Annotated in this window: 23 protein-coding genes; 1 reads left to right on the forward strand and 22 read right to left on the reverse strand. The window is 38.6% G+C overall.

The genetic code is table 11. From position 1 onward, the window contains the following. Nucleotides 1-118: 118 nt before the first annotated feature. The 7 genes from HMPREF3103_RS08890 to HMPREF3103_RS08920 all read right to left on the reverse strand — a co-directional run bounded on the left by HMPREF3103_RS08890 (nt 119) and on the right by HMPREF3103_RS08920 (nt 7,329). Entirely contained in the window at nt 119-1,048 is a 930-nt protein-coding gene (locus HMPREF3103_RS08890) for a transketolase family protein (RefSeq protein WP_070439385.1), read from the reverse strand. Then, nucleotides 1,045-1,902 carry a transketolase gene (locus tag HMPREF3103_RS08895; RefSeq protein ID WP_070439389.1) on the reverse strand — a complete coding sequence of 286 codons (858 nt, stop codon included), beginning with the start codon at nt 1,900-1,902 and terminating at the stop codon, nt 1,045-1,047. Before HMPREF3103_RS08895 ends, HMPREF3103_RS08890 begins: the two co-directional genes overlap by 4 nt. Nucleotides 1,903-1,904: 2 nt before the next feature. Next, nucleotides 1,905-3,248, reverse strand: coding sequence for a PTS ascorbate transporter subunit IIC (locus tag HMPREF3103_RS08900; protein WP_070439392.1), 1,344 nt, complete (start codon nt 3,246-3,248; stop codon nt 1,905-1,907). A 15-nt stretch (nt 3,249-3,263) separates the two neighbouring features. After that, on the reverse strand, nt 3,264-3,548 hold the full coding sequence (locus HMPREF3103_RS08905) for a PTS sugar transporter subunit IIB (protein ID WP_005607700.1): 285 nt from the start codon (nt 3,546-3,548) through the stop codon (nt 3,264-3,266). Nucleotides 3,549-3,551: 3 nt separating this feature from the next. Beyond that, nucleotides 3,552-5,579 carry a BglG family transcription antiterminator gene (locus HMPREF3103_RS08910; RefSeq protein ID WP_070439395.1) on the reverse strand — a complete coding sequence of 676 codons (2,028 nt, stop codon included), beginning with the start codon at nt 5,577-5,579 and terminating at the stop codon, nt 3,552-3,554. A gap of 231 nt (nt 5,580-5,810) precedes the next feature. Continuing rightward, nucleotides 5,811-6,512: an ABC transporter permease gene (locus HMPREF3103_RS08915; protein ID WP_070439398.1), complete on the reverse strand. Its 702-nt coding sequence runs from the start codon at nt 6,510-6,512 to the stop codon at nt 5,811-5,813. After that, nucleotides 6,505-7,329 carry an ABC transporter ATP-binding protein gene (locus tag HMPREF3103_RS08920; protein ID WP_005607705.1) on the reverse strand — a complete coding sequence of 275 codons (825 nt, stop codon included), beginning with the start codon at nt 7,327-7,329 and terminating at the stop codon, nt 6,505-6,507. The genes HMPREF3103_RS08915 and HMPREF3103_RS08920 overlap by 8 nt, the downstream gene beginning before the upstream one ends. A 267-nt stretch (nt 7,330-7,596) precedes the next feature. Here HMPREF3103_RS08920 and HMPREF3103_RS08925 point away from each other — a divergent pair, with 267 nt between their 5' ends. Then, entirely contained in the window at nt 7,597-8,151 is a 555-nt protein-coding gene (locus tag HMPREF3103_RS08925; protein WP_049555072.1) for a GNAT family N-acetyltransferase, read from the forward strand. Between the two features lie 47 nt (nt 8,152-8,198). On the opposite strand, the gene HMPREF3103_RS08930 is transcribed toward HMPREF3103_RS08925, so the two are convergent. The 15 genes from HMPREF3103_RS08930 to HMPREF3103_RS09000 form a co-directional block, all read right to left on the reverse strand. Next, entirely contained in the window at nt 8,199-8,399 is a 201-nt protein-coding gene (locus HMPREF3103_RS08930; protein ID WP_049555073.1) for a DUF1648 domain-containing protein, read from the reverse strand. Nucleotides 8,400-8,413: 14 nt separating this feature from the next. Further along, nucleotides 8,414-9,970, reverse strand: coding sequence for a putative ABC transporter permease subunit (locus HMPREF3103_RS08935; RefSeq protein ID WP_070439401.1), 1,557 nt, complete (start codon nt 9,968-9,970; stop codon nt 8,414-8,416). Continuing rightward, a complete protein-coding gene (locus tag HMPREF3103_RS08940) occupies nt 9,930-10,673 on the reverse strand; it encodes an ABC transporter ATP-binding protein (RefSeq protein WP_070439404.1) in 744 nt (247 codons plus the stop codon). The genes HMPREF3103_RS08935 and HMPREF3103_RS08940 overlap by 41 nt, the downstream gene beginning before the upstream one ends. A 90-nt stretch (nt 10,674-10,763) precedes the next feature. Continuing rightward, a complete protein-coding gene (locus HMPREF3103_RS08945; protein WP_070439407.1) occupies nt 10,764-11,378 on the reverse strand; it encodes a TetR/AcrR family transcriptional regulator in 615 nt (204 codons plus the stop codon). Nucleotides 11,379-12,496: 1,118 nt separating this feature from the next. Then, entirely contained in the window at nt 12,497-13,840 is a 1,344-nt protein-coding gene (brnQ, locus tag HMPREF3103_RS08950) for a branched-chain amino acid transport system II carrier protein (RefSeq protein ID WP_070439410.1), read from the reverse strand. 76 nt (nt 13,841-13,916) lie between these two features. After that, nucleotides 13,917-15,974 (reverse strand): methionine--tRNA ligase, encoded by a 2,058-nt coding sequence (gene metG, locus HMPREF3103_RS08955; protein WP_256364719.1) that lies wholly within the window; start codon nt 15,972-15,974, stop codon nt 13,917-13,919. A gap of 596 nt (nt 15,975-16,570) precedes the next feature. Further along, a complete protein-coding gene (locus HMPREF3103_RS08960; protein WP_148128833.1) occupies nt 16,571-17,833 on the reverse strand; it encodes a nucleobase:cation symporter-2 family protein in 1,263 nt (420 codons plus the stop codon). Next, entirely contained in the window at nt 17,830-18,411 is a 582-nt protein-coding gene (locus HMPREF3103_RS08965; protein WP_049555080.1) for a xanthine phosphoribosyltransferase, read from the reverse strand. Before HMPREF3103_RS08965 ends, HMPREF3103_RS08960 begins: the two co-directional genes overlap by 4 nt. Nucleotides 18,412-18,626: 215 nt before the next feature. After that, nucleotides 18,627-19,058 carry a GtrA family protein gene (locus HMPREF3103_RS08970; protein ID WP_239652308.1) on the reverse strand — a complete coding sequence of 144 codons (432 nt, stop codon included), beginning with the start codon at nt 19,056-19,058 and terminating at the stop codon, nt 18,627-18,629. A gap of 109 nt (nt 19,059-19,167) precedes the next feature. Then, entirely contained in the window at nt 19,168-19,782 is a 615-nt protein-coding gene (rpoE, locus tag HMPREF3103_RS08975; protein WP_070439420.1) for a DNA-directed RNA polymerase subunit delta, read from the reverse strand. Between the two features lie 77 nt (nt 19,783-19,859). Further along, nucleotides 19,860-20,279, reverse strand: coding sequence for a YwiB family protein (locus HMPREF3103_RS08980; protein ID WP_070439423.1), 420 nt, complete (start codon nt 20,277-20,279; stop codon nt 19,860-19,862). A gap of 498 nt (nt 20,280-20,777) precedes the next feature. Continuing rightward, nucleotides 20,778-22,208, reverse strand: coding sequence for an Asp-tRNA(Asn)/Glu-tRNA(Gln) amidotransferase subunit GatB (gatB, locus tag HMPREF3103_RS08985; protein ID WP_070439426.1), 1,431 nt, complete (start codon nt 22,206-22,208; stop codon nt 20,778-20,780). A 14-nt stretch (nt 22,209-22,222) separates the two neighbouring features. After that, complete coding sequence (gene gatA / locus HMPREF3103_RS08990) at nt 22,223-23,680, reverse strand: Asp-tRNA(Asn)/Glu-tRNA(Gln) amidotransferase subunit GatA (protein ID WP_070439429.1); 1,458 nt, start codon at nt 23,678-23,680, stop codon at nt 22,223-22,225. After that, nucleotides 23,677-23,985, reverse strand: a complete 309-nt coding sequence (gene gatC / locus HMPREF3103_RS08995) for an Asp-tRNA(Asn)/Glu-tRNA(Gln) amidotransferase subunit GatC (RefSeq protein WP_049555085.1) — start codon at nt 23,983-23,985, stop codon at nt 23,677-23,679. The genes gatA and gatC overlap by 4 nt, the downstream gene beginning before the upstream one ends. A 65-nt stretch (nt 23,986-24,050) precedes the next feature. Next, nucleotides 24,051-25,178, reverse strand: a complete 1,128-nt coding sequence (locus tag HMPREF3103_RS09000) for a CamS family sex pheromone protein (protein ID WP_070439432.1) — start codon at nt 25,176-25,178, stop codon at nt 24,051-24,053. Nucleotides 25,179-25,185 lie beyond the last annotated feature (7 nt).

Genomic DNA, 25,185 nt, shown 5'->3' on the forward strand with positions numbered 1-25,185 from the left:
ATCTTGCTTTTTTTGGATACTTTTTTGCTCCAAAAAAGCCTATCATTCTCATGTTTTTTATGCTTAAACATCAACAAAAAAGTTGCTTTTCCACAGTTGTAGAAAAGCAACTTTGTCATTAATAGTGAAGAATCGATAGGATTTTATCTTTTATACTCGCTTCGTCTAGGCCGTATTCTTTGAGAAGGTAATCCACCTTCCCGACTTGTCCAAATCGTTCTTGAATTCCCATTCTAAAGACTGGAGTGTTCAAATCTGTTGAGAAGAGTTCACAGAGCACACTTCCGATTCCACCGATTTGATTATGATTTTCAACACTGAGAATCGGTAGCCCTCGATATAAATTCAGCAACTCTTCTGGTAAAGGCTTCACTCTGAATAAATCAACCACTCCAATATCCAGTCCTTGCTTGGAGAGTTCATTAGCGATTCGTAAACAAGGCGCTACCATTATACCAGTTGCGATAATGACTAAATCTTCTCCAGATTTCAATTCGACAAAGCCTTTAGAAAAGTCCTCCCCGCCTTGATAGATGGCTTCGGGCGCTTTTCGAATGGTTCGAACATATTTCAGTCCTTTCAGATTCAGGGTCTGCCGCAATACCGCATGGAGTTGAATATCATCACTCACTTCGAATATCGTCGCGCCAGGAATCAATCTTGTTAGTCCAATTTCTTCAAATGGCATATGTGTGCCACCGTTCATTTCCGCGGTCACTCCAGCATCTGAACCAATCACTGTTGCATCCAGTTGTGCATATCCTAGCGATAAAAACAATTGGTCGAAAACGCGTCTAGTGGCAAACGGTCCAAAGGTATGCAAGTACGGCTTGAACCCTAAAATCGATAGTCCTGCGGCAACCCCTATCATTTCAGCTTCCATGATTCCCACATTGATATATCTCTTTCCAAGAATTTCTCCAAGCTTATTCGTCGCCATGGAGCTTGATAAATCGGCCTCTAAAACGACGAGCTCTGGATGCTCTCGATTCGCTTCAAGAAGGAAGTCACGATAAACTAAGCGTAATTCTTTCGTCTCTCTCATCATGAACCAACCTCCAATTCTTCTCTCAATTGTTCCACCGCTTGATTCAACATTTCCTTTTGTTCAGGGGTTGGGCGAAGGTGGTGGTTTGCTTCAATCTGTTCCACTCCTTTGACACCTTGTCCTTTCACTGTATCGAGTACAATGCACTTAGGAGATGGGAGAGTGGACTGTTTTAATTGTTCAATCGCTTCAAAAATCGCTTCAACATCCTGACCGTCTACTCTGAGTGTTTCAAAGCCGAACGCTTTAAATTTTTCCACGAAATCAAGAGGATTACAAATATCCGCCGTTCTGCCATCTAACTGTTTCTTATTATCATCTACAAAGACGATAAAATGATTCAACTGATGGTGAGAAGCAAATTGGATGGATTCCCAACATTGTCCTTCGTTTAATTCACCGTCTCCGACAATGGTATAAGTGTAGTAAGGGGCCTCTTTAATCTTCTGCCCATATGCAATCCCTGTCGCAGCGCTAATCCCTTGTCCAAGAGATCCTGTCGTCATATCGATTCCAGGAGTTAAATTACGGTCGGGATGAGAAGGAAGGTGCGTCCCATTTTGGTTTAACGATAGTAGAAATTCCTTATCGAAAAATCCTTTCAAATGCAAAGTACTATATAAAGCAGGTCCTGCATGACCTTTAGAGAGCACAAAGTAGTCTCTATCTTTCTTCGCAAACTCTTCAGGAGTCATCGGCATCACCTCTTTATAGAGGACCGCTAACACTTCGACAACCGATAAGCTTCCTCCATAATGCCCAAATCCTAAATGATTCAGGCATTCTAGCGTGTTCATCCGAATTTCCTTGGCAAATCGAATCAGTTCATTTCGTCTACTCTCGCTTAAGGCCATCTTTATTCCCCCTTAGTCGCTGGTTTCTTTACAAAAGAAATACCAACCATGACTACTAAGATTAGTAGAATACCGATGATAATGCCTCCTTGTGACCCAAATTGGTTTAAGACTCCTAGTACGATACCAGAAAGTCCGAAGTCGGCATCTGAGAAGGTTGAGCCCTCAAATCCAAGCCCACCTAATACTGGCATTAGGAATACTGGTAAGAAACTAATTAATACGCCTTGGAAGAAGGCCCCGATAGTTGCTCCACGAACCCCGCCAGAAGCATTTCCGATAACTCCGGCAGTCGCACCACAGAAGAAGTGAGGAACTACCCCTGGAAGAATAACCACACTTCCTGTAAGAATCATGATGACCATACTTGCCAATCCACCTGCAAAACTTGAAATGAATCCAATTAATACAGCGTTTGGAGCATATGGATAAACGATTGGGCAGTCAAGGGCTGGTTTTGAATCTGGTACCAGACGTTCAGAAATTCCTTTGAACGCTGGAACGATTTCACCAAGAATGAGACGAACCCCTGCTAAGATGACAAAGACCCCTGCAGCAAATTGACCTGCTAATTGTAAGGCATATACAAGGCTGCTTGTTCCATTGCTTAATTCCTGTTCAATATACGTAGAACCTGCAAAAACGGCTACGATCACATAAATAATCGTCATTGAAATCGTGATACTTACAGTACTATCTCTTAAGAAAGCTAAGCTCTTAGGGAAATGAATATCTTCTGTTGATTTTGATTTATCTCCAAAGATACTTCCTAAAAATCCACTTAACCAATACCCTAGTGCACTAAAGTGTCCTAGCGCTACTTTGTCGTTTCCTGTTAATTGCACCATATATTTTTGAACAAAGGCTGGTGAAACACTCATGATGATTCCTAATGCTAATCCTCCAAGTAAAATTAATGGAAGATTGGTAAATCCAGCAACCGATAAGATAACAGCAATCATACACGCCATATAGAGCGTATGGTGACCTGTTAAGAAAATGTATTTAAATCGAGTGAATCGAGCAATCAAAATATTGAAGACCATTCCGGCAAACATAATCATCGCTGTAGAAGAACCATATGTCGTTAAGGCCACAGCAACGATAGCTTCGTTATTTGGAACAACCCCTGATAAATTAAACGCATGTTCAAACATTTTTCCAAATGGATTTAATGAATTTTGAATAATGCCTGCCCCACCGGATACCACTAAGAATCCGACGAATGTTTTAATGCCGCCCTTCATAATATCTGGTAAGCTTTTCTTTTGAAGCACTAAACCGATAACGGCAATTAAGGCAACCAATATGGCTGGAGTACTAACGATATCTAAAAGAAATTTCATTTTCATTTCCTCCTTCTAAATAAGGCCTTTTTCTTGGCAAATACGAGTGACTAATTCCTTTAACTCATCCATATCAATGATGCTATTGAGGATTCTCACATCCCCTAAGTGACCAGACGAATCTGCTAAATCTCGTCCGACAATCCAAATATCCGCATCATTAGGATTGGCTCCTCCTAAATCGTAATGTTCCACCTCTACATTTGTAACTCCGAGTTCTTTTAGAACCGATTCAATATTCATTTGAACCATGAAGCTAGATCCTAAACCTGAACCACAAGCTGTACCGATTCTTAACATCTTTTACTCCTCCTGTTTAATAATATTTTTGATTTCATCATAGTTTTTGGAAGCTAGTAGCTTTTGAACGCTCTCATTGTCTCTTAAGATGGTCGTCAAATGAGCTAATGCCTTCAAATGGGTTTCATTATCGACCGCAGCAATGCAGATGAGCAGTCGGATTTCCTGTGTTGGGTCATCCAATAAATACGTAGGCTGTTCCAGCACTAACATGGACATTCCAACTTCATTGACCCCATCATCAGGTCTAGCGTGAGGGATGGCAATTCCTTTCCCTAGATTAATGAACGGGCCAAATTCTTCTACCTTCTGAATCATTGCTTCTGGGTAATGAGCGGTTATCTTTTGTTGCTCTAGTAGCGGAGCTGCCGCAAAACGAATGGCGTCTTTCCAGTCCATTTTTTCTTGGCTATATTGATAGGTTTCCTTCGTTAATAATTCATCTAACAATGGTAGATTCTCCTTTCTCTTAATGTCATGTTTCAAGTATTTCTTCAAGGCAAATCCAAGGCCAGATTCATTCGTCACAACTGCATATTGGCGTACAATAGCAAGCAGTTCTTCTACTGCTCCATCTTGAAAACTCATTTCTGGGAAGTCTTTTTGAACTAGATTCACAAGATGAATATTTTGCTCCTGGGAAGGCATTACCGATACTAAATAATTAGGCTTGGTCGTTTGAACTTTAACCGTGGAGAAAATCATATCGAAGTCCTTCGTTTCTTTCTCATCCAAATCTTCTAGTTTAATATTCCTCACAAATTCAATTTGAGGGAAAAGGAAAGAAAGATGTTCTTTCACTATTAAAGAAGAGCTCACACCATTTGGACAAATAATCACGGCTTTATAGTGTAAAGAAGACTTCGGATGGTCTTCCTTCAAATAGCCACCAAAATGAGCCACAAAGTAAGCGGTCTCACTTTCAGGGATAGCTGTCCCAATATCCTCTTCGAGTGGCGATAGGGATGCTTTCACCAACTCGAATAAGTCTGGATAATTCTCTTTAATCGTTTGGGTATAATCGTTTGTACTTGGGATTCCAAATTTCAACCGATAGTAAGCTGGAATGAGGTGTTTCTTCAAGTTCTCTTTTAGAGTCCTTTTCTGTTGGAACTGCAGAAGTGAGACTTCTTCCATTTTCTGGATAATTTTATCCGTCAATTCATTAAAGTACTCAAAGTTTGAATCGACTTCTCCTTCAAAACAGCTAGAAAGCAAAATCGCCACATATTGTCGGTCGTTGATTGTAAATGAACGGTCGATAATTCCTAAATCGCGAATCGTTTCTAATAAGATTTTCGATAAGACTTCTATCGCTGGAGAAACTAGCGTCTTAGAAAACACGACAGGATCTACATTTCTTTGGTAGCGACATAGCACAAAGACCACATCATAAATACATTCTTTTAATTGGTCTGCAATCGGCGTTAATTGGAGATGATTATAATAATCTTTTACAATTTGCTCAATGACTTCATAGCGAACATTATGCGCCCAACTAGTCAGTACATAATCCAATCCCCATAGCCCAATCGGGGAATTTAAGAGTTCCCCCACCATCTTGAAGGCCAGTTGATGCTTCTTCCATTCCTCGCCGATTAAGGTATAGCCTTTAGCACGGCTATAGCCTAGTTCTAGTTCGTTTTTCGTCATTAGTTTTCTCAGCGACTGAATATCAGACAATGTTGTATTTTTGCTCACCTTTAGGAAGTCTTGGTAGTGACTGTTGGAAATATATTCCATCCTGCAAAACGTATAAAGATAAATCAAGGCTAATCTTGTTTCCTTTGGCAAGACCAATTCTTTCGACTGAACAATATCCGTCAGTTGTTGATCATTCTTCTCTAAAAAATATTTTCCTTTTGCGCATCTAAGGTCTATATTTTTCTTCTCCAAATAAGCGTGTAAATAATCAATCGCCTCTTTGACCTCTTTTATAGAGAATCCTACTTTTACTGAAAGTTCATACAATGATAATTCTTGATAGTCCATCAAGGTCATAAATAGGACAAGCGCTTTTAAATCAATCATTATGTCTCCTTTCTATCCTCATTATAAAATAGAAAAAATCAGAAATGTACATCGATTCGGCCCAATTTCAATGGCGTTCATTCGCTAATTCATTGTGCCGTTTCTTTTAACATACCATCTATTCATGTAAACTTTTGGAAAAAATAGCTAATTCACTCTGAAAAATCATGAAATGCAAAAAGAGCAGCTTTGCTTTATGAAGCAAAACCACTCTTTTTGAAGTTGTTTGTTTTAATTTTGGGCTTTTGGTTTTAATAAGAAGAAGTTTAACACAATGAGCACCGCTATCCACGCGATTGGAACGAGCATGCTTTGGAAATTCAACGTGAATTCTTTGTCTAAGAAGAAATCGATGAAGTTCCCCATGAATGTGTAATGAGCCACTTTTGAAATAGACTCATTAAATTGAGAGAACATCGGTAGAAATGCAACAGCCATCATCGGAATGACTCCATTCACTTGCGCTTTTGCTTGAGTATCAGTTACAGCCCCCACCAATAAATTCACTAAGATAACACAGATAGCAACGCTTGTCATCACTACTCCATATTCCACTAGATGATTTGAAAGGTTCACATTTAAAATAAGCGGGAAGCTCACAATCGTAATGCAGCCAAGGAGAACTGGATAGAATAAAATAGAGATTAAATACTCCACTGAGTGAATTCCACTAAGGAATAAAGTTTTCAAATTCTTTTTCTCTTTTTCTTCCGCCAACATAATTGTAATCATGGTTCCCATCGATATACTAAACGCGAGCGGTAACATAATAAACAAAATTTGAAGAGATTTACTTGGGTCATGATCTGGGTTTAAAAATCTGTCATAAAGGACGAGTAACGCATATGGGAAAATAATTTGGAACAGCATTGCTCCATTGCTTAAAATCATTTGAGTACGTAGCCAAATTAAGGCGCTAATTCTTCTAATCATTTAATTTCTCTCCTGTCAATTGAATAAAGATTTCTTCAAGGGTTGGTTCCATCGAGTGCATCATTTCCACTGTTGTTAAGTCTTGCTCTTTTAACGCTTCAAAAGGTACTACTTTTTCAGTATGGTCTTTAAACGTTACTTTCACTCGTTTTTCTTTATTGTATTTTTGAATAATATCACGTGGGGTTCCAATTTCTACTAAATCTCCTTGGTTAAGCAAGGAAATGCGGTCACACATCTCGGTTGCTTCCACCATGTCATGCGTTGTAAGGAAAATCGTTGTTCCACTTTCCTTCAGCTCGTTTAATAATCGGTGAATTTTTTGAGAGGTCATTGGATCTAAACCACTCGTTGGTTCATCTAAAAAGAGTAATTCTGGTTTGTTGAGAAGCGCTCTTGCTAGAAACATTCTTTGGCGCATCCCTGTAGAAAGTTTTTCTGCAATCACCTTTTTACTATCCAGAAGTCCTACTTGTTCTAATACTTCATCGACTCGGCTATTTGGAAGTCCATATATTTTTGCATAAACGATGAGGTTTTTCTCGAGGGAAAGTTTTTCATAATATCCACTCGAATCGCCGACTAAACCGATATGCGCTAAATCTTCTGGCGCTAAGTTCTTCGTTTCTTTTCCAAGGAGTTCCGTCGTTCCTTCATCAGCTTTCAATTGCCCTGTTAGAATATTAATGAGAGTTGTCTTCCCGGCTCCACTTGGTCCTAAGAAGCCAAAAATTTCTCCTTTATCGACATTGAATTCAATTTGGTTTAATGCTGTCTTGTTTCCAAAACGTTTGCTAATTTGATGTACTTTAATCATGGTCTGCCTCCGTGCTTGTTCTTGATGATTTAACTTTATCAAAAACCAAGGTCACTCTGTAGGCCCTTCAGTCACGAAGTACCATGACTAAAGTCACGATAAAAAATGTCGACAGAATTTGACAACTTCTATCAAAGAAATAGGAAAATATCCGTTTCTTTCAGATATTTTCGGAACCCTTTTCATTATTGTTATAAAAGCAATTTGCGCCCTTTACTTTCCAACGGATTACGACTATAATGCAGGTAGAGAAAGGGGGTAACGATTATGAACGTACCTACACTAGAATCACAACGTATCACTCTTAGGCCCTTTCACGAAACTGACATGGAGATTATCAAGTCTTTGCTAAACGATCCTTTAGCAACATCTAACCTTCCATGGGTATCTGCACCGTCTCACTTAAATGCAGAGAACTTTTATACACGACTAATCGCGAATTCTCCGTACTTTTTTATCATTGAAATGAAGAATTACGACCTTCCAATTGGCTTTATGAAAGTCTCCACAGAGCAAAACAATCTAATGGATTTCGCATTATTGCAAGAATACTGGCAACGTGATGTTTTGATTGAAGCTTTTCAATTAATCCAGCCGTACCTTGTTCAACAAGGAGTTCCGAACCTCTTAATCCAAATCGCAAGTGACCATAAAGACTCTTGTGATTTTGCCAAACGTACTGATTTTTTATATGAATACTCGTATACAATTGAAGATGGAAGCACGGTCCGTCTTTATCAGAAGATTCTTAATCCTGAAAAAGCTAGATTTAGTCCAGATATGTGGAAAGAATATTCCGAACACTTTATCGAAGCCATTTAGATGAAAAAGCACCGACTGGAATCCCAGTCGGTGTTTTTTTCGTTAATTTATTTTCGAAAGAATTTCCAATATGCTGAATAGGGAATAATTGTCGCAAATAGTAGAAAAAATTTGTTAACATACATATCTGCATTGCCTCTAAAATCAAAATGAATAGGTATTGAATCTGGTAAAAACAAGCAAATAATATAAATAACTATTACCATAAAAACAAGCACAAGTATATCTTTCACTGCTCTATTTTTCATTTTTTATCCCCCTTTTAAATAAAATTGGATTGACTCATTTTGCGATACATCATCAAACTCATCACTACTAACCCCATCGATATGATTGGCAGAACATAAATCATTTGAAGATGGAATATCCAATTGAGGAATATTGGAATCATTAAAGAAATGAACCCCACAAGTGCCGTTACAATAACAGGTAGGCTCTGTTTTACAATGATCATTTCGTTATCCCAGTCATAATTTGGATATTTTTTATTAAAAAATATTCCCACTATTGTTATAAAAACAGAATAGCATACAGGTACAAAAACAAGATTAAAGAATTGCATCCTATCCATCTCCATTTTAAAGAGAAAAGTAAGAATCGAAAGCATGTACCCTATAAAGTGCAGTGTAAGCGTCAAAGCTATCTTCGCATTTAGGATGGTCTTTATCTTTACTGGAGAAGTTTGTAATATCCATATATTTCTACCCTCTAAAGAAATTGATGACGCAGCAGGACAACTAAGTGAAAGCATCGAAGCAATAAAAAGAGGAGCAAAAGTAGCAATATATTCTGTTATATTTTCCACCCCTGAACTCTCTTTAATTTGCTCCACAGAATTGAACAATAAAAAGATGCTAAATGCGCACAATAAAACCACTCCAAGTCCTGCGTTTAAGACCGTCATATACGAGCTAAAAAATCTTCCCATTTCCTTTTGATACAAAGCTAAGAACACGGATTTTTGCTGATAAGAAGTGCTCGAACAGACATATTTTGTCTCCCTTCTAGACAACAAGTGCAGTTGACTAAATTTTTTCGAAACAATTTTTATAAAAGCTACAAAAACCACTATAGAAAGAAAGATAAATACACTCATTCCTACCTCGCTCTGTATTTGCTGAACAAAAAGCTGAGAAAGAGGATATAATTGCATGATTTGTTTTGCAAGAATGATTCCTACGCTACTGCCTTTATCTCCAGAATTCATCGCTATTGCTGCAAAAAAGCCGATACCTCTAATAGCTAAAAATGCGAATAGAATGGACATATACTTTTTGTGTTTAAATCTAGACGAAGTAACCACTATCCCAATCCCCATTATAGAGGCGAGACACATCGGAATGAAAGGAACCATAAACATTGAACAAAAATAGAGAACAATAGGGAAAACAGGTTGTCCCTCGTTTTGTATCCAAATTATTCCACCCGGTAACGTAAAAACTATTCCGATTAAGACATTTAATATGTAGATAAACAAGAATTTGCTAGTAATAATATCTGAATTCTTTATAGGTAAGGATAAAAGTATATCCAAATCTCGACTATCTAATAGAATGCTATTGGAATAGAAGATGGTTAAAAAGAGGATTGAATAACTAGAAACTGATACCATATATGCAGGAATTAATTCTCCCTGACCCATCTGCACTAATGTTTCGGCGGTAAGTAAATTATATACTGCAACAAATAGAAACAAAGTCAGTATTCCAAAAAAAGAGATAGCAATGGACGTTTGTTTTTTTCTTCCTCTTTCTTTTATCTCATTAATAGGAATGAGATTATTCATTTGAGCTTTCATTAAAGTCATCATTTTGCTCATAATCTTGTACCTCCATAAAAAATGATTCTAGTGACTGATTCCCTTTAACTTCATTCGTATCCCCGTTACAAATAATCTTTCCATTTTTTATCACAGCAATTTTATTACATAATTTTTCCGCTACATCTAATACGTGAGTAGAAAAGAAGATGGCGCCTCCTTCTGAAACACACTCTTTCATTATTTTTTTTAACTCAAAAGCTGCTTGAGGATCCAATCCGACAAATGGCTCATCTAAAATTAATAATTTTGGTGAATGGACCAATGCAGCAATAATAGCAGTCCTTTGCTTCATCCCATGTGAGTAGGTTGAAATGACTCTAGATAGATTTTGGGTCATATGAAAAACTTCTGCATATTTTTTAATTTTTTCTTCTCTGATTTCTGTTGGAACCTCAAATATATCTGCAATAAAATGGATATATTGAGCACCCGTTAAATGTTCATATAAATCAGGGTTATCTGGAATATAGGCCATCATTTTTTTGCATGCAATTGGATCTTTCTTAATCGAATGTCCTCCAATCATAATTTCTCCGCCATCAAAGTCATGGATGCCGACTACCGCTTTAATCGTCGTCGTTTTACCTGCACCATTCGCTCCAATAAAGCCGTATATATCTCCTGAGTGAATAGATAAAGAAATACCCTCTACTGCTTTCTTTTCCCCATAACTTTTAGTGAACTTTCGGATTTCTAACATATTAATACCTCCTATTGACAAATTGTCAGTTTTAGTTTTAAATTTTACCGATAGCACAATTTCTTACGCTATCGGCACTATAATTTCAATTTAATCGAATAAATTTTTGGCGTTTAGAGTTCTCTCTAAAAAAATTTTATAGGCACTTAAATAATCGTCCAATGATTCTTTGTCACTATATTTTATACTCATATTATTGGAGACAAACACATAAGCTGTCATCAAAAATTCCGCTGTCTCCAAAGGATATTGAACCAAAAAGGATTGCTCTTCTATCCCTTGTTGAATGATTTTTTCAAAATAGATTGTCAATTTTTTGATGAGTTTATGAGATAATTTATCAATCATATAGCGATTTTCTTCTAAATCAACGGTCTTTTGTAATTCAGTCCCCTCGACGGAAATACGTTCTGAAGAAATAATTGTTGCTTCAATAAATCCTCTCACTTTTTCTATTGCAGATTTATCTTTTGAAAATGTAATCTGATAAATATCTTTCAATAATTTTTCCGAATACTGTTCGACAAGACAATATAAGATATCTTCTTTATTTTTAAAGTGATAGTACAATAACCCTCTTGATATATTGACCTTATCCACAATATCTTGGGTAGTTGTATTTGTATACCCTTTTTCCATAAAGAGCTGCATTGCTGCATTCATAATTTCTAAACGGCGCACTTCCGATTCTTTTGCATCTCTCATATCATCCCTCCTAAGGACATCATAACTCTAAACTGACAAACTGTCAATGTCGGTTGTTTATTTTTTTATACAAGAACAAATCCCAAATGAAATAGATGCCTAAGAAAGTTCTTACGGATTCTATAGGAAACCTTCACAGTGCAAAGGTTTCGTAACGTAACAATAAGTTGAGATTCCTTTATTCTCTTACCAACAAATTCAAAGCATTCACACAAATTAGAGCACAAATAAAATAGATGATTACGAAGTAACTTACGGATTCTATAGTAATGGAAATAACGAGTGTAACCGAAATGAATTAGGGCGTCTGTTGATTTTATCAACATGACGCCCTTTGAAGTTCGGTAGGCAAAGAGACCTTGGCTCTTGCCGGTACAGTTATTTCCATTACTATGAAGATATCCTTAAAAGCGCAATCTATTCCTAGGGCCCTATCCCCTTACCAACAAAATCAAAGCATTCACACAAATTAGAGCACAAATAAAATAGATGATTACGAAGTAACTTACGGATTCTATAGTAATGGAAATAACGAGTGTAACCGAAATGAATTAGGGCGTCTGTTGATTTTATCAACATGACGCCCTTTGAAGTTCGGTAGGCAAAGAGACCTTGGCTCTTGCCGGTACAGTTATTTCCATTACTATGAAGATATCCTTAAAAGCACGATCTAATCCTAGGAGCCCTATCCTCTTACCAACAAATTCAAAGCATTTCCACAAAATAAAAAGCACAAACTAAATAGTGATTACGAAGTATCCTAGGGGATTTATAGTAGCAGTAACGTGACTAAGCATTAAAACGAATAAGAGGGCGTAGGATTTTTAATCCATACGTAAATAACTTTATAGATTTAGGCGCAGTAGCTGATTGAATTAAGCTTCATCACTTGTGATTCGCTTAATCCTAATCAGCCTTGCGGAAATCCTTCACAGTGCGAAGGATTTGAAACCATTAAAGAAAAAAAGGATTCACACTGTGAATCCTTTTTTATCTTTGGTCTTACGCCCTCTTTGAGGCTTTAAAGGTGAGAGACTCGAAGAGGCTCGAACCGGTGCAACGTTACCGCTACTATGAAAATCCCCGTAGGGATACGAAGTAATCATCTATGCACTATTTTATTTTGCTTGAAACGCTTCGAAGTCGAATGCTTCGCATTTGATTTTGTCCGGTAAGATGAGCGCGATTAAAATACCGATAATCGCCGGTCCCATCCATCCCAGCGATAAGCTTTGCAGTGGAAGAATTTCCAACGCTTTTACTAATCCTTCTAATTTCAATGCAGAAGCCACACTTGAAACCGTTGAAATAATCGTTGTCAACGCAACTGTTAGCTGCATTCCACTCTTCGAGAATGCCACTTTCTTATTCACTAGTACGAAGAACGCAATCACAACCGTAATTGGATATAAAATCATTAATACTGGAAGTGAGAAGGCAATAATCGTTTGAAGTCCAAGGGTCGCAACGCCAAATCCGATGAATGTAAATACGGTCGCATAGACTTTATAAGAGAAGCGTGGGAATGTTTCTTCGAAGAACTCCCCTACAGATACGATTAATCCTACTGTTGTTGTTAAGCAGGTAATGACTACCATTACCGCTAAGAAGGCTTGCCCAAATGTCCCGAACAAGTCGCGTGAAGCCATGGTTAATACGTAAGACCCTACGTTTAGTGTTGAATCTTGTGCTAGGGCACTTGCCACATTGAAGTGATTTCCAAGGAAAGCAAGGCCGATATACAAAACGCTGAATCCAATCGCTGTTACAAATCCCACACTCATAATCGTTTTCATGTACTCTTTTTTAGAGCTGAAATGGAACTCTTTTAATGTGTTTACGGCAACGACTGAGAAGGCTACGGCAGCTAAAGCATCGAGTGTGTTATATCCCTCAACAAAGCCATTTCCAAAAGCGGTCGATACGGTTAGATTTGTTTGGCCTGCTAATTCTGGTGACGTTTGCCCATATTTAAACGCTCCAACGACCACTAAGATTAAAATTAATCCTGCAAAAATCGGTGTTAAGATTTTACCGATGCTGGATAAGAGTGATGAACGGTTATACGCTAAGAAAAAGGCTACAGCAAAGTAAATCGCTGCGTAAATTAGAAGACCTGAATTAGAATCTGGCAAGAACGGTGCTACCCCGATGTTGTAGGATACCGTTGCTGTACGCGGAATCGCAAAGAAAGGTCCAATGGATAAATATAATACTACTAAAAATGCCAATGAGAAGATTGGATGAATCTTTTCGTCCAATTCTTTTCTGAATCCACCATTAATCACTGTTCCAATTAATAACGTTCCAATCGCAAGTCCCACTCCAGATACGATAAATCCGATGACTGCTGGCCAAAATTGCTCAGCAGATTGATAGCCTAAGCTTGGCGGAAAAATTAAATTACCTGCTCCAAAGAAAAATCCAAATAGAAGCAACCCTGTTAATACACCTTTTTTCATTTGTCCTCCTTCTAAAAAAAGACCCTTCAAATGCCTTTCTTCGCATCCGAAGGGTCCCCTTTTTGTTTTTATTCAATTAAGCTACGGTTGAGCCATTTGGCATTCCTTCTGGTGCAAACACCACTTGAAGAACGCCATCTTTTTCAGCCGAAAGAATCATACCTTGGCTGATTTGTCCACGCATTTTACGTGGTTTCAAGTTCGCAACAATCACGACTTTCTTACCAACGAAAATACTTGGATCTGGGTACCATTCCGCAATCCCTGAAAGGATTTGACGGTGACCTCCAGCATCTCCAGCGTCTAAGCGGAATTGAAGCAATTTGTCTGCTCCTTCTACTGGTCCGCATTCGATAACTTCTGCGACTTTTAATTCAATCTTGTCGAAGTCGTCGTATTTGATACTTTCTTTTTCGCTTGAAAGTTCCACTTCTTCTGGGTTCCAGTCAGTGTTTTCTTCTTCAGCTGGTGCTCCACCCATTTTAGATTGGATGTAAGCCACTTCTTCTTCCACATCTAAACGCGGGAAGATTGGTTGACCTTTTTCAACCACCTTAGTTCCTTCAGGAATCACGCCAAATGTGTGTAATGAAGGGTAATCCATTAACGCGCTGTCCGTAATTCCTAATTGAGCCAAGATTTCTCCTGGAGTTTGCGTTAAGAATGGTTGTAAGGCAACGGCAATGATTCGTAAGCTTTCTGCTAAGTAATTCATTGTACGTGCTAATTCTTCTTGGCGCGCTTCATCTTTCACAGCGGCCCATGGAGTTGTTTCGTCGATATATTTATTCGTACGAGAAACGAATTTCCAGATTGCAGCCAGCGCTACTGAGAATTGCATGTTTTCCATCGCTTCTTCAACTTCCACAATCATCGCTTTTGAAGCATCGACTAATTCTTGGTCAAATGTTGAAACCGGTGCAGTGTATGCAGGGATTGTTCCATCGAAATACTTATTAATCATCGCAACAGTACGGTTTAATAAGTTTCCTAAGTCATTGGCTAAGTCATAGTTAATACGTTCTACGAATGATTCTGGAGTGAAAATTCCGTCAGAACCGAATGGCACTTCACGTAATAAGTAGTAACGAAGTGCATCTAAGCCGTAACGTTCGATTAATGTGTTTGGATCTACGACGTTTCCTTTCGATTTAGACATTTTACCGTCTTTCATCAATAACCAACCATGTGCGAAGATTTTCTTCGGTAATGGTAAATCTAAGGCCATTAACATAATTGGCCAGTAAATCGTATGGAAACGAACGATTTCTTTTCCGATAAAATGCACATCTGCAGGCCAGTAGCGGTTGAATAATGTTTCATCGTCGCTACCATATCCTAGTGCGGTAATGTAGTTTGATAAGGCATCAATCCATACATAAACTACGTGTTTTGGATCGTTTGGTACTGGAATCCCCCAGTCAAATGACGTACGAGAAACCGCTAAGTCTTCCAAACCTGGTTTGATGAAGTTATTAATCATCTCGTTTTTACGTGATTCTGGTTGAATGAAATCTGGATGTTCTTCGTAGTATTGCAATAAGCGATCAGCGTATTTGCTCATTCTAAAGAAGTAAGATTCTTCTTTGACAAGCTCAACTTCGTGCCCACTTGGCGCAACCCCACCAATCATATTTCCTTCAGCATCGCGGTATACTTCGACTAATTGTGTTTCTGTGAAGTACTCTTCGTCGGATACAGAATACCAACCTTCGTATTCACCGAGGTAAATATCGCCATTGTCCACTAATTTTTGGAAAATCTTTTGAACAGCTTTCGTATGGCGTGGTTGAGTCGTACGAATAAAATCATCGTAAGAGATATCTAACTCTTTCCACAAATCTTGAATGCCGAAAATGATTTTATCGACGAATTCAATTTCTGAAACGCCTGCTTCTTTCGCTTTTTCTTGGATTTTTTGTCCGTGTTCATCTGTTCCTGTTAAAAAGTAAGTGTCAAAACCTTGCAATTTTTTGTAGCGGACCATTGCGTCACTGGCTACAGTTGTATAGGCATGACCAATATGTAAATTACCACTCGGATAGTAAATCGGAGTCGTTAAATAGAATGTTTTTTTGTCTTCAGCCATGTTGGGAAGAGCCTCCTTGAAATTCTTTAAACATAGGGTTAGTATACCATACCTATCAAAAAAATACGAGAAGTGAAAACAAAGTGGAGCGCGATTGGGATGTAAATTGTACTTAGATTCAATTTGGGTTTTCTGGAGTTGGGTTTGTGCTGATGATTTCTTAGAATCCTTGCGGATTCTTTTTATAATCGCTGTTACGGGGGCACCGGTGCAAGCCTGTAGTCTTGCACCTTCGAAGCTTCAAACGCGGAGTACGGGACACGTCCCTACTCCGCCTAAGCACAGTGGTTGAATGGGATGAGCTACGCTATATCTAGCTTGCTCATTCCTATTCAACTTTGTGGGGGAAAGAAAACGAAATATTGTAAATACATTAATGTATTTACAGTATTTCTGTCTTTCTCCCTCACATTCGATGCGATTCCCCGTTACTGCGATTATAAAATCCGCAAGCTTCTCCGAAATCTTCTATATAGAAAGGCTTGAAATCCAACTGAATTGAGTTTATTTTTTTCTGCTCCACATTATTTTCTCGTATTTTTTGGGTGGTTGGAAACATTAGAAGGCAAGGAAACTTCAAGAGAGAATAGAAAAAAGAGAAGGGGGAGACCTTCTCTTTGGGTGGAGATAACGGATTTTTTTTATTTCTTCTTACGATTGAGAATCGCGTTTAGGACTACGGCAAGGATGCTGGCCATCACGATTCCGTTCGAGAAGAACATTCGAAATGCAGTTGGGAGGCTATTGAAAAGATTGCTATTATTGAACCCGACTCCTACTGCAATAGACACCGCTGCAATGAGGAAGTTATGCTCATTATTAACGAAATCCACACGAGCGAGCATTTGCATGCCTTGAAGCGATACGAATCCAAACATAACAATCATTGCCCCACCAATGACCGGACTTGGAATGATTTGTGCAAGAGCGCCAAATTTTGGAAGGAGTCCAAGGAGTACAAGAAAGCCTGCTGCGTAATAAATCGGAAGACGTGTTTTAATCCCAGACATTTTCACTAAGCCTACATTTTGAGAGAAGCCTGTATAAGGGAATGTATTAAACACCCCTCCAAGGAGTACTGCTAACCCCTCTGCTCGGTACCCGTTGCGAAGTCGTGTTTCATCGATTGGATCCTTCGTAATATCAGACAAAGCTAGATAGACCCCTGTTGATTCCACCATTGATACCGTCGCAATAATACACATCATCACAATGGAAGAAAATTCAAAAGTTGGAGCTCCAAAATAAAATACGGTAGGAATATGAAGGAGAGGCGCTTGGATCACAGGTGTAAAGTTCACTTGGCCCATTCCAGAAGCAATCAAAGTCCCAATCACTAATCCTAGTAGAATGGAAATGGATTTGAGGAATCCTTTCGTAAAAATATTAACGACTAAAATAATAAAAACTGTAATGAGAGCTAGTGTTAAACTTTCTAGAGTTGGATTCGCTACGTTATTTCCCATATTTCCAATGGCAACCGGAATGAGCGTGAGTCCAATGGTTGTAATCACAGAGCCGGTAACAATGGCAGGAAAATAGTTCGCCAGTTTTGAGAAGATTCCCGAAATTAAAACAACGAAAATCCCCGAGACAATCAGCGCGCCAAACATGGCTCCACTTCCGTGACTCTGTCCTATAATCGTTAATGGAGCAACTGATTGAAACGCCACGCCTAACACGACAGGGAGCCCAATCCCAAAATACTTATTGAGTTGCAACTGAAGAAAAGTGGCTACCCCACACATAAAAATATCTGTTGAGACTAAATATGTCAGTTGCTCGCTATTATAGCCAAGCGCCTGTCCAATCATCATCGGTACTAAAATCGATCCTGAATACATCGCTAGTAAATGTTGAAGTCCCAGCACCATTGCCTTGGAATGCTTTTCCTGCTGCATTATAGGTCAGCCTCCTTAAACACAACTTTTCCGTTTTCAAACCGTTCTAGACGCGCCAGAGAAAAGACTGGAATTCCCGCTTCTTCTAATAACCGTCTTCCATCTTGGAAAGATTTCTCGATGACAATTCCAACCGCTTCGACTTTGGCTCCTGCCTGTTCAACAATCTCGACTAATCCTTTTGCGGCTTGGCCATTCGCTAGAAAATCATCCACGATTAACACTCTGTCCTTCTCTGAAAGGTATTTACTAGCTATCGACACTGTATTGGTCACTTGCTTTGTAAATGAAAACACCTCTGCTGTTAGAATTCCTTCATTCATCGTGATATTTTTGGATTTCTTCGCAAAAATCATTGGAACTTCTAAGGCATCTGCCGTATACAGTGCTGGAGCAATCCCTGATGCTTCAATAGTAACCACTTTTGTAATCCCAGCATTTTTAAACTTTGCCGCAAAAACCTCTCCAATTTCTTTCATCAAGTGTAAATCTACCTGATGCGTTAAAAACGAGTCTACTTTAAGGATATTTTCACCTAACACATAACCATCTTTTAAAATACGAGCTTCTAATGTTTCCATAACTCCTCCTTAAACCTGGGGATTAAAAAACGGACGTTAATAACTTGCTGGATTGAGATAGTTCTTATTTTACAGTTACGGTTCTTATTTTTCAACTGTTTTTAGAATCATTTTTCTATTTTTACGAATATTTACCTTGTTTTTCTCTTTAATGTTCTTTTTGGGTCCTTCTCCAACAAAAAAACGAGCAGAAAACCTGCTCGTTTTACTTCTCTTTAATCGTTTGTAGGTTCGTCTTGTTTAAATGCCCAAAACCGTTGACCCACATAGTTTAGTAATACAAAAAGGCCCATTCCAGCTACTAACGCCAAGTTCCCTTGAAGTTTTTCACCAAGACCTGCAAACAAGTACAACACAAGTGGTTTCGCGATACCATAAGCAATAATATAACAAACCGTGATATTGATGATAAAGCGGATAATCGATTTTTTCGTCGTTTCTTCCACTTTAAACGTAAATTTCTTATTCAAGAAATAACTTAAAACACTTCCACAAACATAATTCATTCCCGAAGAAAACCAGTATCCCAAGTTTAAAATGTTGTAACAAAAGAACATGATGGTCATTCCAAATAGTGTGTTAACAACTCCTACTGCAATAAAGGTTAGAAAGGTCTTGTCGAACACCTTTTTCAATTTTTCTTGCACGTTCTCGCCTCCCAAGTCTCAAGTTCATCCTATTATACAATAAACTGCAAAATAAAACACAACTCATGAAATCATAAGTTGTGCTTTGATAGTTGTTATTAAAGAAAGATTATTCTTCCTCTTCTTCGTCGAAGTCGCTATCAAGGTCTTCGTCATCAATGATAATCAGATCTTCTTCCACACTCACTTCATCTTCTAGGTCTTCATCTGCACCTAGTTCATTTAAGTCAGAACGATATGCATCGATTTCATCTTCTTCGTCATCGTCGTCTAAATCAACATCCATATCATCATCTAAATCATCACTATCAAGATCTTCGTCATCAAGAAGTTCTTCATCTTCTGGATCATCATCATTGTAATCGATAAGATCATCTTCAGTTCCGAACGCATTGACTTTCTTACGTTTCTTACGAGGTTTCTTCACTTCTTCATCTTCCATTGATGTTGCGATTTCTTCATCGATTGAGTCGATTGGATACCAATCACGTAAGCCCCAACGATTATCTCCAAGTGAGATAAAGCTTCCATCAATATTTAAATCTGTGTAAAAACGAGCCATACGAGCTTCTAACGCTTCGTCGCTTAATTCCATATATTCTTGAATTTCTACTAATAATTGGTTGAAATCTAAAACTTCATTCTTCGCTTCTAAAATAGCATGCGCTACTTCGACCATTGATAATTCGTTTTTGTTAATGCCATCGAGTTTCTTTAATTCCAATGGTTACACTTCCTTTCCAGTTCATCTTACACAGTATAGCATAATTTTTTTAGTTTATGCTAGTTTAGCGAGATTTTTTATACATTTTCCTTGATTTGAAGCTGAAAGGTGACTAAAGAGCTCGTAATCAGTTGTTTTTGTTGGAATAATTGGTATTCCAGTACTAGTAACACCATCTCTTCCGTCTCTTCGAGGTGTACTTGTTTGGTTTGAATCTCAAAATGCATTTGTCTCCCTGCGCCTAATTCGTAAATTCCTTTAGTCGCCTTTGTATGATGAAAGTCCATTTGACTACGCACATCTCCTTGACGGTGTAAAGTTACCTGAGGAGTAGCTTCTGAGGTATTCACTTCTATTTTCACGCGCGTATTAGTTTCTTCTTCCACATAGCTTAGTACAAAACCGGAGTCCTTACGAAGACGAGTCGCATCCGCAAACATACGTTGCTTCATCGTTTCCCCGCCTTGACTCAATACCGTTTCAATCGTTAATTTCATCTTCCATCCCCCTCTCAAGCCTATTTCTTCTCTTCTATCCTTTCTGGATTTTTAACGGGCAAGCAAACTCTGCGCTTTATCCCCTATTTCAAAAAGGATTCTAAATTCATAAAACTTTTGATGGCGGAGAATCCTGAGGAACTTTTTGGGAGGGAGAACCTTTCGGATTCTTATGTAGTTGTTTTAACTACCACGTACCCAACCTCATTCTTCTCCATCCAACCTTCTTTGAATTTTTAAAGGGCCAGCAAACTCTATGTTGTATCCATATTTCAAAAGGTTTGTAAATTCAAAAAAGCTTTTGATGGCGGAGAATTTTTCGGATTCTATAGTAGCAGTAATAGGAAAAGCATTAAAACGAATAAGGGGGAGTTAGGAATTTATTTCCTTACTCCCCCTTTGAGGCTTTAAAGGCGAGAGACTTCGGCTCGAGCCGTTGCCCTATTACAGCTACTATGAAGATATCCGAGAAAATTCATAGCCATCAAGTTTATATTTTTAGTATTTCGCTAATTCTTGTTGTAATAGTTGGTTTACAACGCCAGGGTTTGCTTTCCCTTTCGTTTGCTTCATAATCTGCCCAACTAAAAATCCAACAGCGCGGTCTTTCCCATTCTTGAAGTCTTCAATCGACTGTGCATTGTTATTCAACACATCTTGAATAATCGGTAATAACTGAGCTGGATCACTCAATTGAACCATACCGTGTTTTTCAACAATGCCTTTCGCCGTTCCGCCTTCTTCGGCTAATAACAAGAAGACTTTCTTCGCTAATTTCGAACTGATGGTTCCGTCTGCAATTAATTGAATCATTTCTGCTAAGCTTTCTGGCGTTAACTTCAAGTCTTTCAATTCTAATTTCTTGCTGTTCATGTGCGCTGAGATGTCACCCATTAACCAGTTTGAGGCTTGTTTAGGATCGGCACCCGCAGCAACTGTTGCATCGAAGAAATCAGACATTTCTTTCGTTAATGTTAATACCATTGCATCATATTCTGGTAAGCCAAATTCGCTCACGTAACGTTCACGACGTTTGCTTGGCATTTCAGGAATAGACGCACGCACTTCTTCAATCCATTCATTTGAGATTTGGAAGTTTGGTAGATCTGGTTCTGGGAAGTAACGGTAGTCACTTGAACCTTCTTTGACACGCATTAAGATGGTTTGACCAGTCGCATCATCAAAACGACGTGTTTCTTGTAGGATTTCTCCTCCATTACGTAAGACATTCGCTTGACGAACTTCTTCGAACGCTAACCCTTTACGCACGTTGTTAAATGAGTTTAAGTTTTTCAACTCAGTTTTTGTACCGAATTTTTCTTGCCCATAAGGACGAATTGAAATGTTCGCGTCACAACGCATTGAACCTTCTTCCATCTTCACGTCAGAAACACCTGTAAACATAATAATTTGACGAAGTGCTTCAAGGTACGCATACGCTTCTTCAGGAGAACGCATGTCGGCTTCTGATACGATTTCAATCAGTGGAGTTCCTTGACGGTTTAAGTCCACATAAGAGAATCCGTCTGTTCCGTGCGTATTTTTACCCGCATCTTCTTCAAGGTGAACACGTTCAATACGAATACGTTTTGTTTGTCCTTCTACTTCGATATCAATCCAGCCATCATGACCGATTGGGTAATCGAATTGAGAGATTTGGTACGCTTTTGGATTATCAGGGTAGAAATAGTTTTTACGGTCGAATTTTGTATCTTGAGAAATAGTACAGTTCAACGCAAGAGCTGAACGCATCCCGAATTCTAACGCGCGTTTATTTACGACAGGAAGTACCCCTGGATATCCCCAGTCGATGACGTTTGTATTTGTATTTGGTTCCGCACCGAAATGAGCTGGTGATGGAGAGAACATTTTTGAATCAGTTTTTAATTCAACGTGGCACTCTAAACCAATAATTGTTTCAAAGTTCATGTCATTGTTCCTCCTTATAATTGTGGGCGGCGTAAGTAGTAATCATTTGCTTGTTCAAATGCATACGCTGCTTGATAAATAGTTTTTTCTTGGAAGTAATTTCCGATTAATTGAATTCCGACTGGTAGACCTTCGTTTGTGAAGCCAGCAGGAACTGAGATGGCTGGTAAGCCAGCTAAGTTTACAGGAACGGTTAATAAGTCCGCCATGTACATTGCGATTGGGTCATCACTGTGTGCGCCCAATCCGAATGCAGCAGAAGTTGTTACAGGTCCTAAGATTAAATCATAGTTTTCAAATACTTTTGCAAAATCTTGTTTGATTAAAGTACGAACTTGACCCGCTTTCTTGAAGTAAGCATCGTAGTAACCTGAACTTAAACTGAATGTTCCAAGCATGATACGACGTTTTACTTCCATTCCGAATCCTTCAGAACGGCTCTTCACGTATAAATCTTCTAATGTTTCTGCGTCTGTAGAACGGTGACCATAACGGATTCCGTCGAAACGTTGTAAGTTCGAAGAAGCTTCAGATGAAGCGATGATATAGTACGCTGGAATCCCGTATTTAGAGTGAGGTAGGCTCACTTCTTCTACAATAGCGCCCATTTCGCGGTATTGGTCAGCCGCTTTTAATACAGCAGCTTGAACTTCTGGGTCCACGCCTTCAGCAAAATATTCTTTTGGCAACGCGATACGCATGCCTTTAATGTCGCCTGTTAATCCTTTATGGTAGGCTGGCACTTCTTGAGGCACACTTGTTGAATCACGGTGGTCATATCCAGAAATCGCGCTTAATACTAAGGCATTATCTTGAACCGTACGTGTAAATGGTCCGATTTGGTCTAAACTTGACGCAAAGGCAATCAAACCATAACGAGAAATACGACCATAAGTTGGTTTCATCCCAACAATCCCTGTGAAACTTGCAGGTTGGCGAATAGATCCACCTGTATCAGAACCAAGAGATGCCAGTACTTCGCCAGAAGCAACCGCTGCGGCAGAACCACCTGAAGATCCACCAGGCACTTTTGTTAAGTCCCACGGATTTTTTGTTTTCTTGAAGTAAGAAGTTTCAGTTGAACCACCCATGGCAAATTCGTCCATGTTTAGTTTACCAACGTTCACCGCACCTTCAGCTTTTAATAATTCCATAACGTGCGCGTCGTAAATTGGGTTGAAGTCTTCTAACATACGACTTGAAGCAGTTGTTAAAAGGTCGCGAGTCACGATATTGTCTTTAATCCCGATTGGAAGACCTTGAAGAGACGCTTCTTCTCCGTAGCCTTTTTCGTCAGCAGCGGCTGCTTGTTTTAACGCTTCTTCTTCGTTTAATGTCACGAACGCTTCTACTTTAGGTTCTAAAGCATGGATACGCCCGAATGTTTCTTTGGTTAATTCCACAGAAGTAAATTCTTTATTACGAAGACCTTCGTGAAGCTCAACTAATGTTTTGTTTTCAATAATACTCATGCTTCACCCTCCTCGTTTTCACCCATAATTGCAGGCACTTGAATAAATCCATCTTCGCTCGTTTTCACATTACGCATTAATAAGTCGCGGTCTGTTCCTTTTTCAGCAACGTCTTCTCGCATCACATTTACTAATGGATAACCGTGAGTGGTAACAGGCACACCCGTTGTATCTACTTCGTTTAATTGTTCCACCATATCAATGATATCGCTCATTTGTTCTGTAAAATGAAGGATTTCATTGTCGGCAAAAGCTAGCTTTGCAAGTTTGGCAACGTGTCTAACTTCTTTTTCCTCAATGGCCATTTCTTTTCCTCGCTTTCAAAATCATTACTTTTCTATTGTAAACACTTTAAACATTGTTATCAATATTAATCGAATATATGGTAAGTGAACACACCCTGCGTTAAATCTTGCATCAAGAATGCTTCCATTCCATTAATCGAACTAATACGCACTTCTACTGGAGTAGTTTTCGATAAATATTTATTAGCTGCATCGGTTACATGCTGTGCTAAGGCAATAATTTCTGATTCACCATAAAATTGCGTCATAATATCAACGACCATTTTTTTAGCCACATTATCTTGATATTTCACCCGAGCCGTCACTCCTGAGAGATTTGGGAAGAAGTTTTGCACTTCTGTTTTGAAATTCTCAAAAGCTGTTGACTCTTCTGTAGCTGCTTCGTTTACTAGCGGTAACACGGTCACTTTCTGATTTACATTCGTCCAGTTTGTAATTTCAGTTCCTTCTACAGAAGTCGCCTCTAAGACATAAACGCCTCCACCAATATCATCTTTTGAAGTTTGTCTAAAGACACCAAAGACGATTGGCACAGCTTTAAGCGCATCATTTTGACGCAGTCTTGTTAAGATTTGGTTCACGATTGTTTTCGCTTGTTCAATCATGACTTCTTTTGAAATTTCAGTTTCTGCATCACGATCGCCATTTGTATAATAATCAACGCTGTTCATCGCAACCCCGATACTAATCCCACCTAATTCAAAGTTATTTTCCGTTTGAATCATGTAGTCTTGTTCCAAAATCTGCGCTAAATAAAGCGGGGCACGTCCTGTTGGGGATGTGTCTCCATTATCAGCAGGATTGAGTCCTTCTGGATTTTTATCACTTTTACGAGCAATCCATTTAGCCGTTGTATCAGCATCGATAATCTGTCCTTCTCTAAAGAAATATTGATTCGTAGGAAATACATTTCTAGAAAGGTCGATTAAACCTGTCTCAAAGTTTTTCAAATTAAAGCCCGTATTCAAGCTTAAAGTAGCTCCACGGTTTTGGCTCACTTGATATTTCCCATTAGTCATCAAGGCGCGATAAAAATTATTCGACAGTTGATTGGTTGTCGACTGAACCACTTTTGTATTGGCATCATTTTTCGTATTTGTATTTTGGCGATTGGCTTGAGTAATATCTGCACAGGCGGCTAAAGTGAATACACTCATTAACCCTAATAATCCCAAGCGTAATTTATGTTTCATGTGAGTT

It is taken from the genome of Granulicatella sp. HMSC30F09, assembly GCF_001806915.1.
In the GTDB taxonomy this organism is placed as follows: domain Bacteria; phylum Bacillota; class Bacilli; order Lactobacillales; family Aerococcaceae; genus Granulicatella; species Granulicatella adiacens.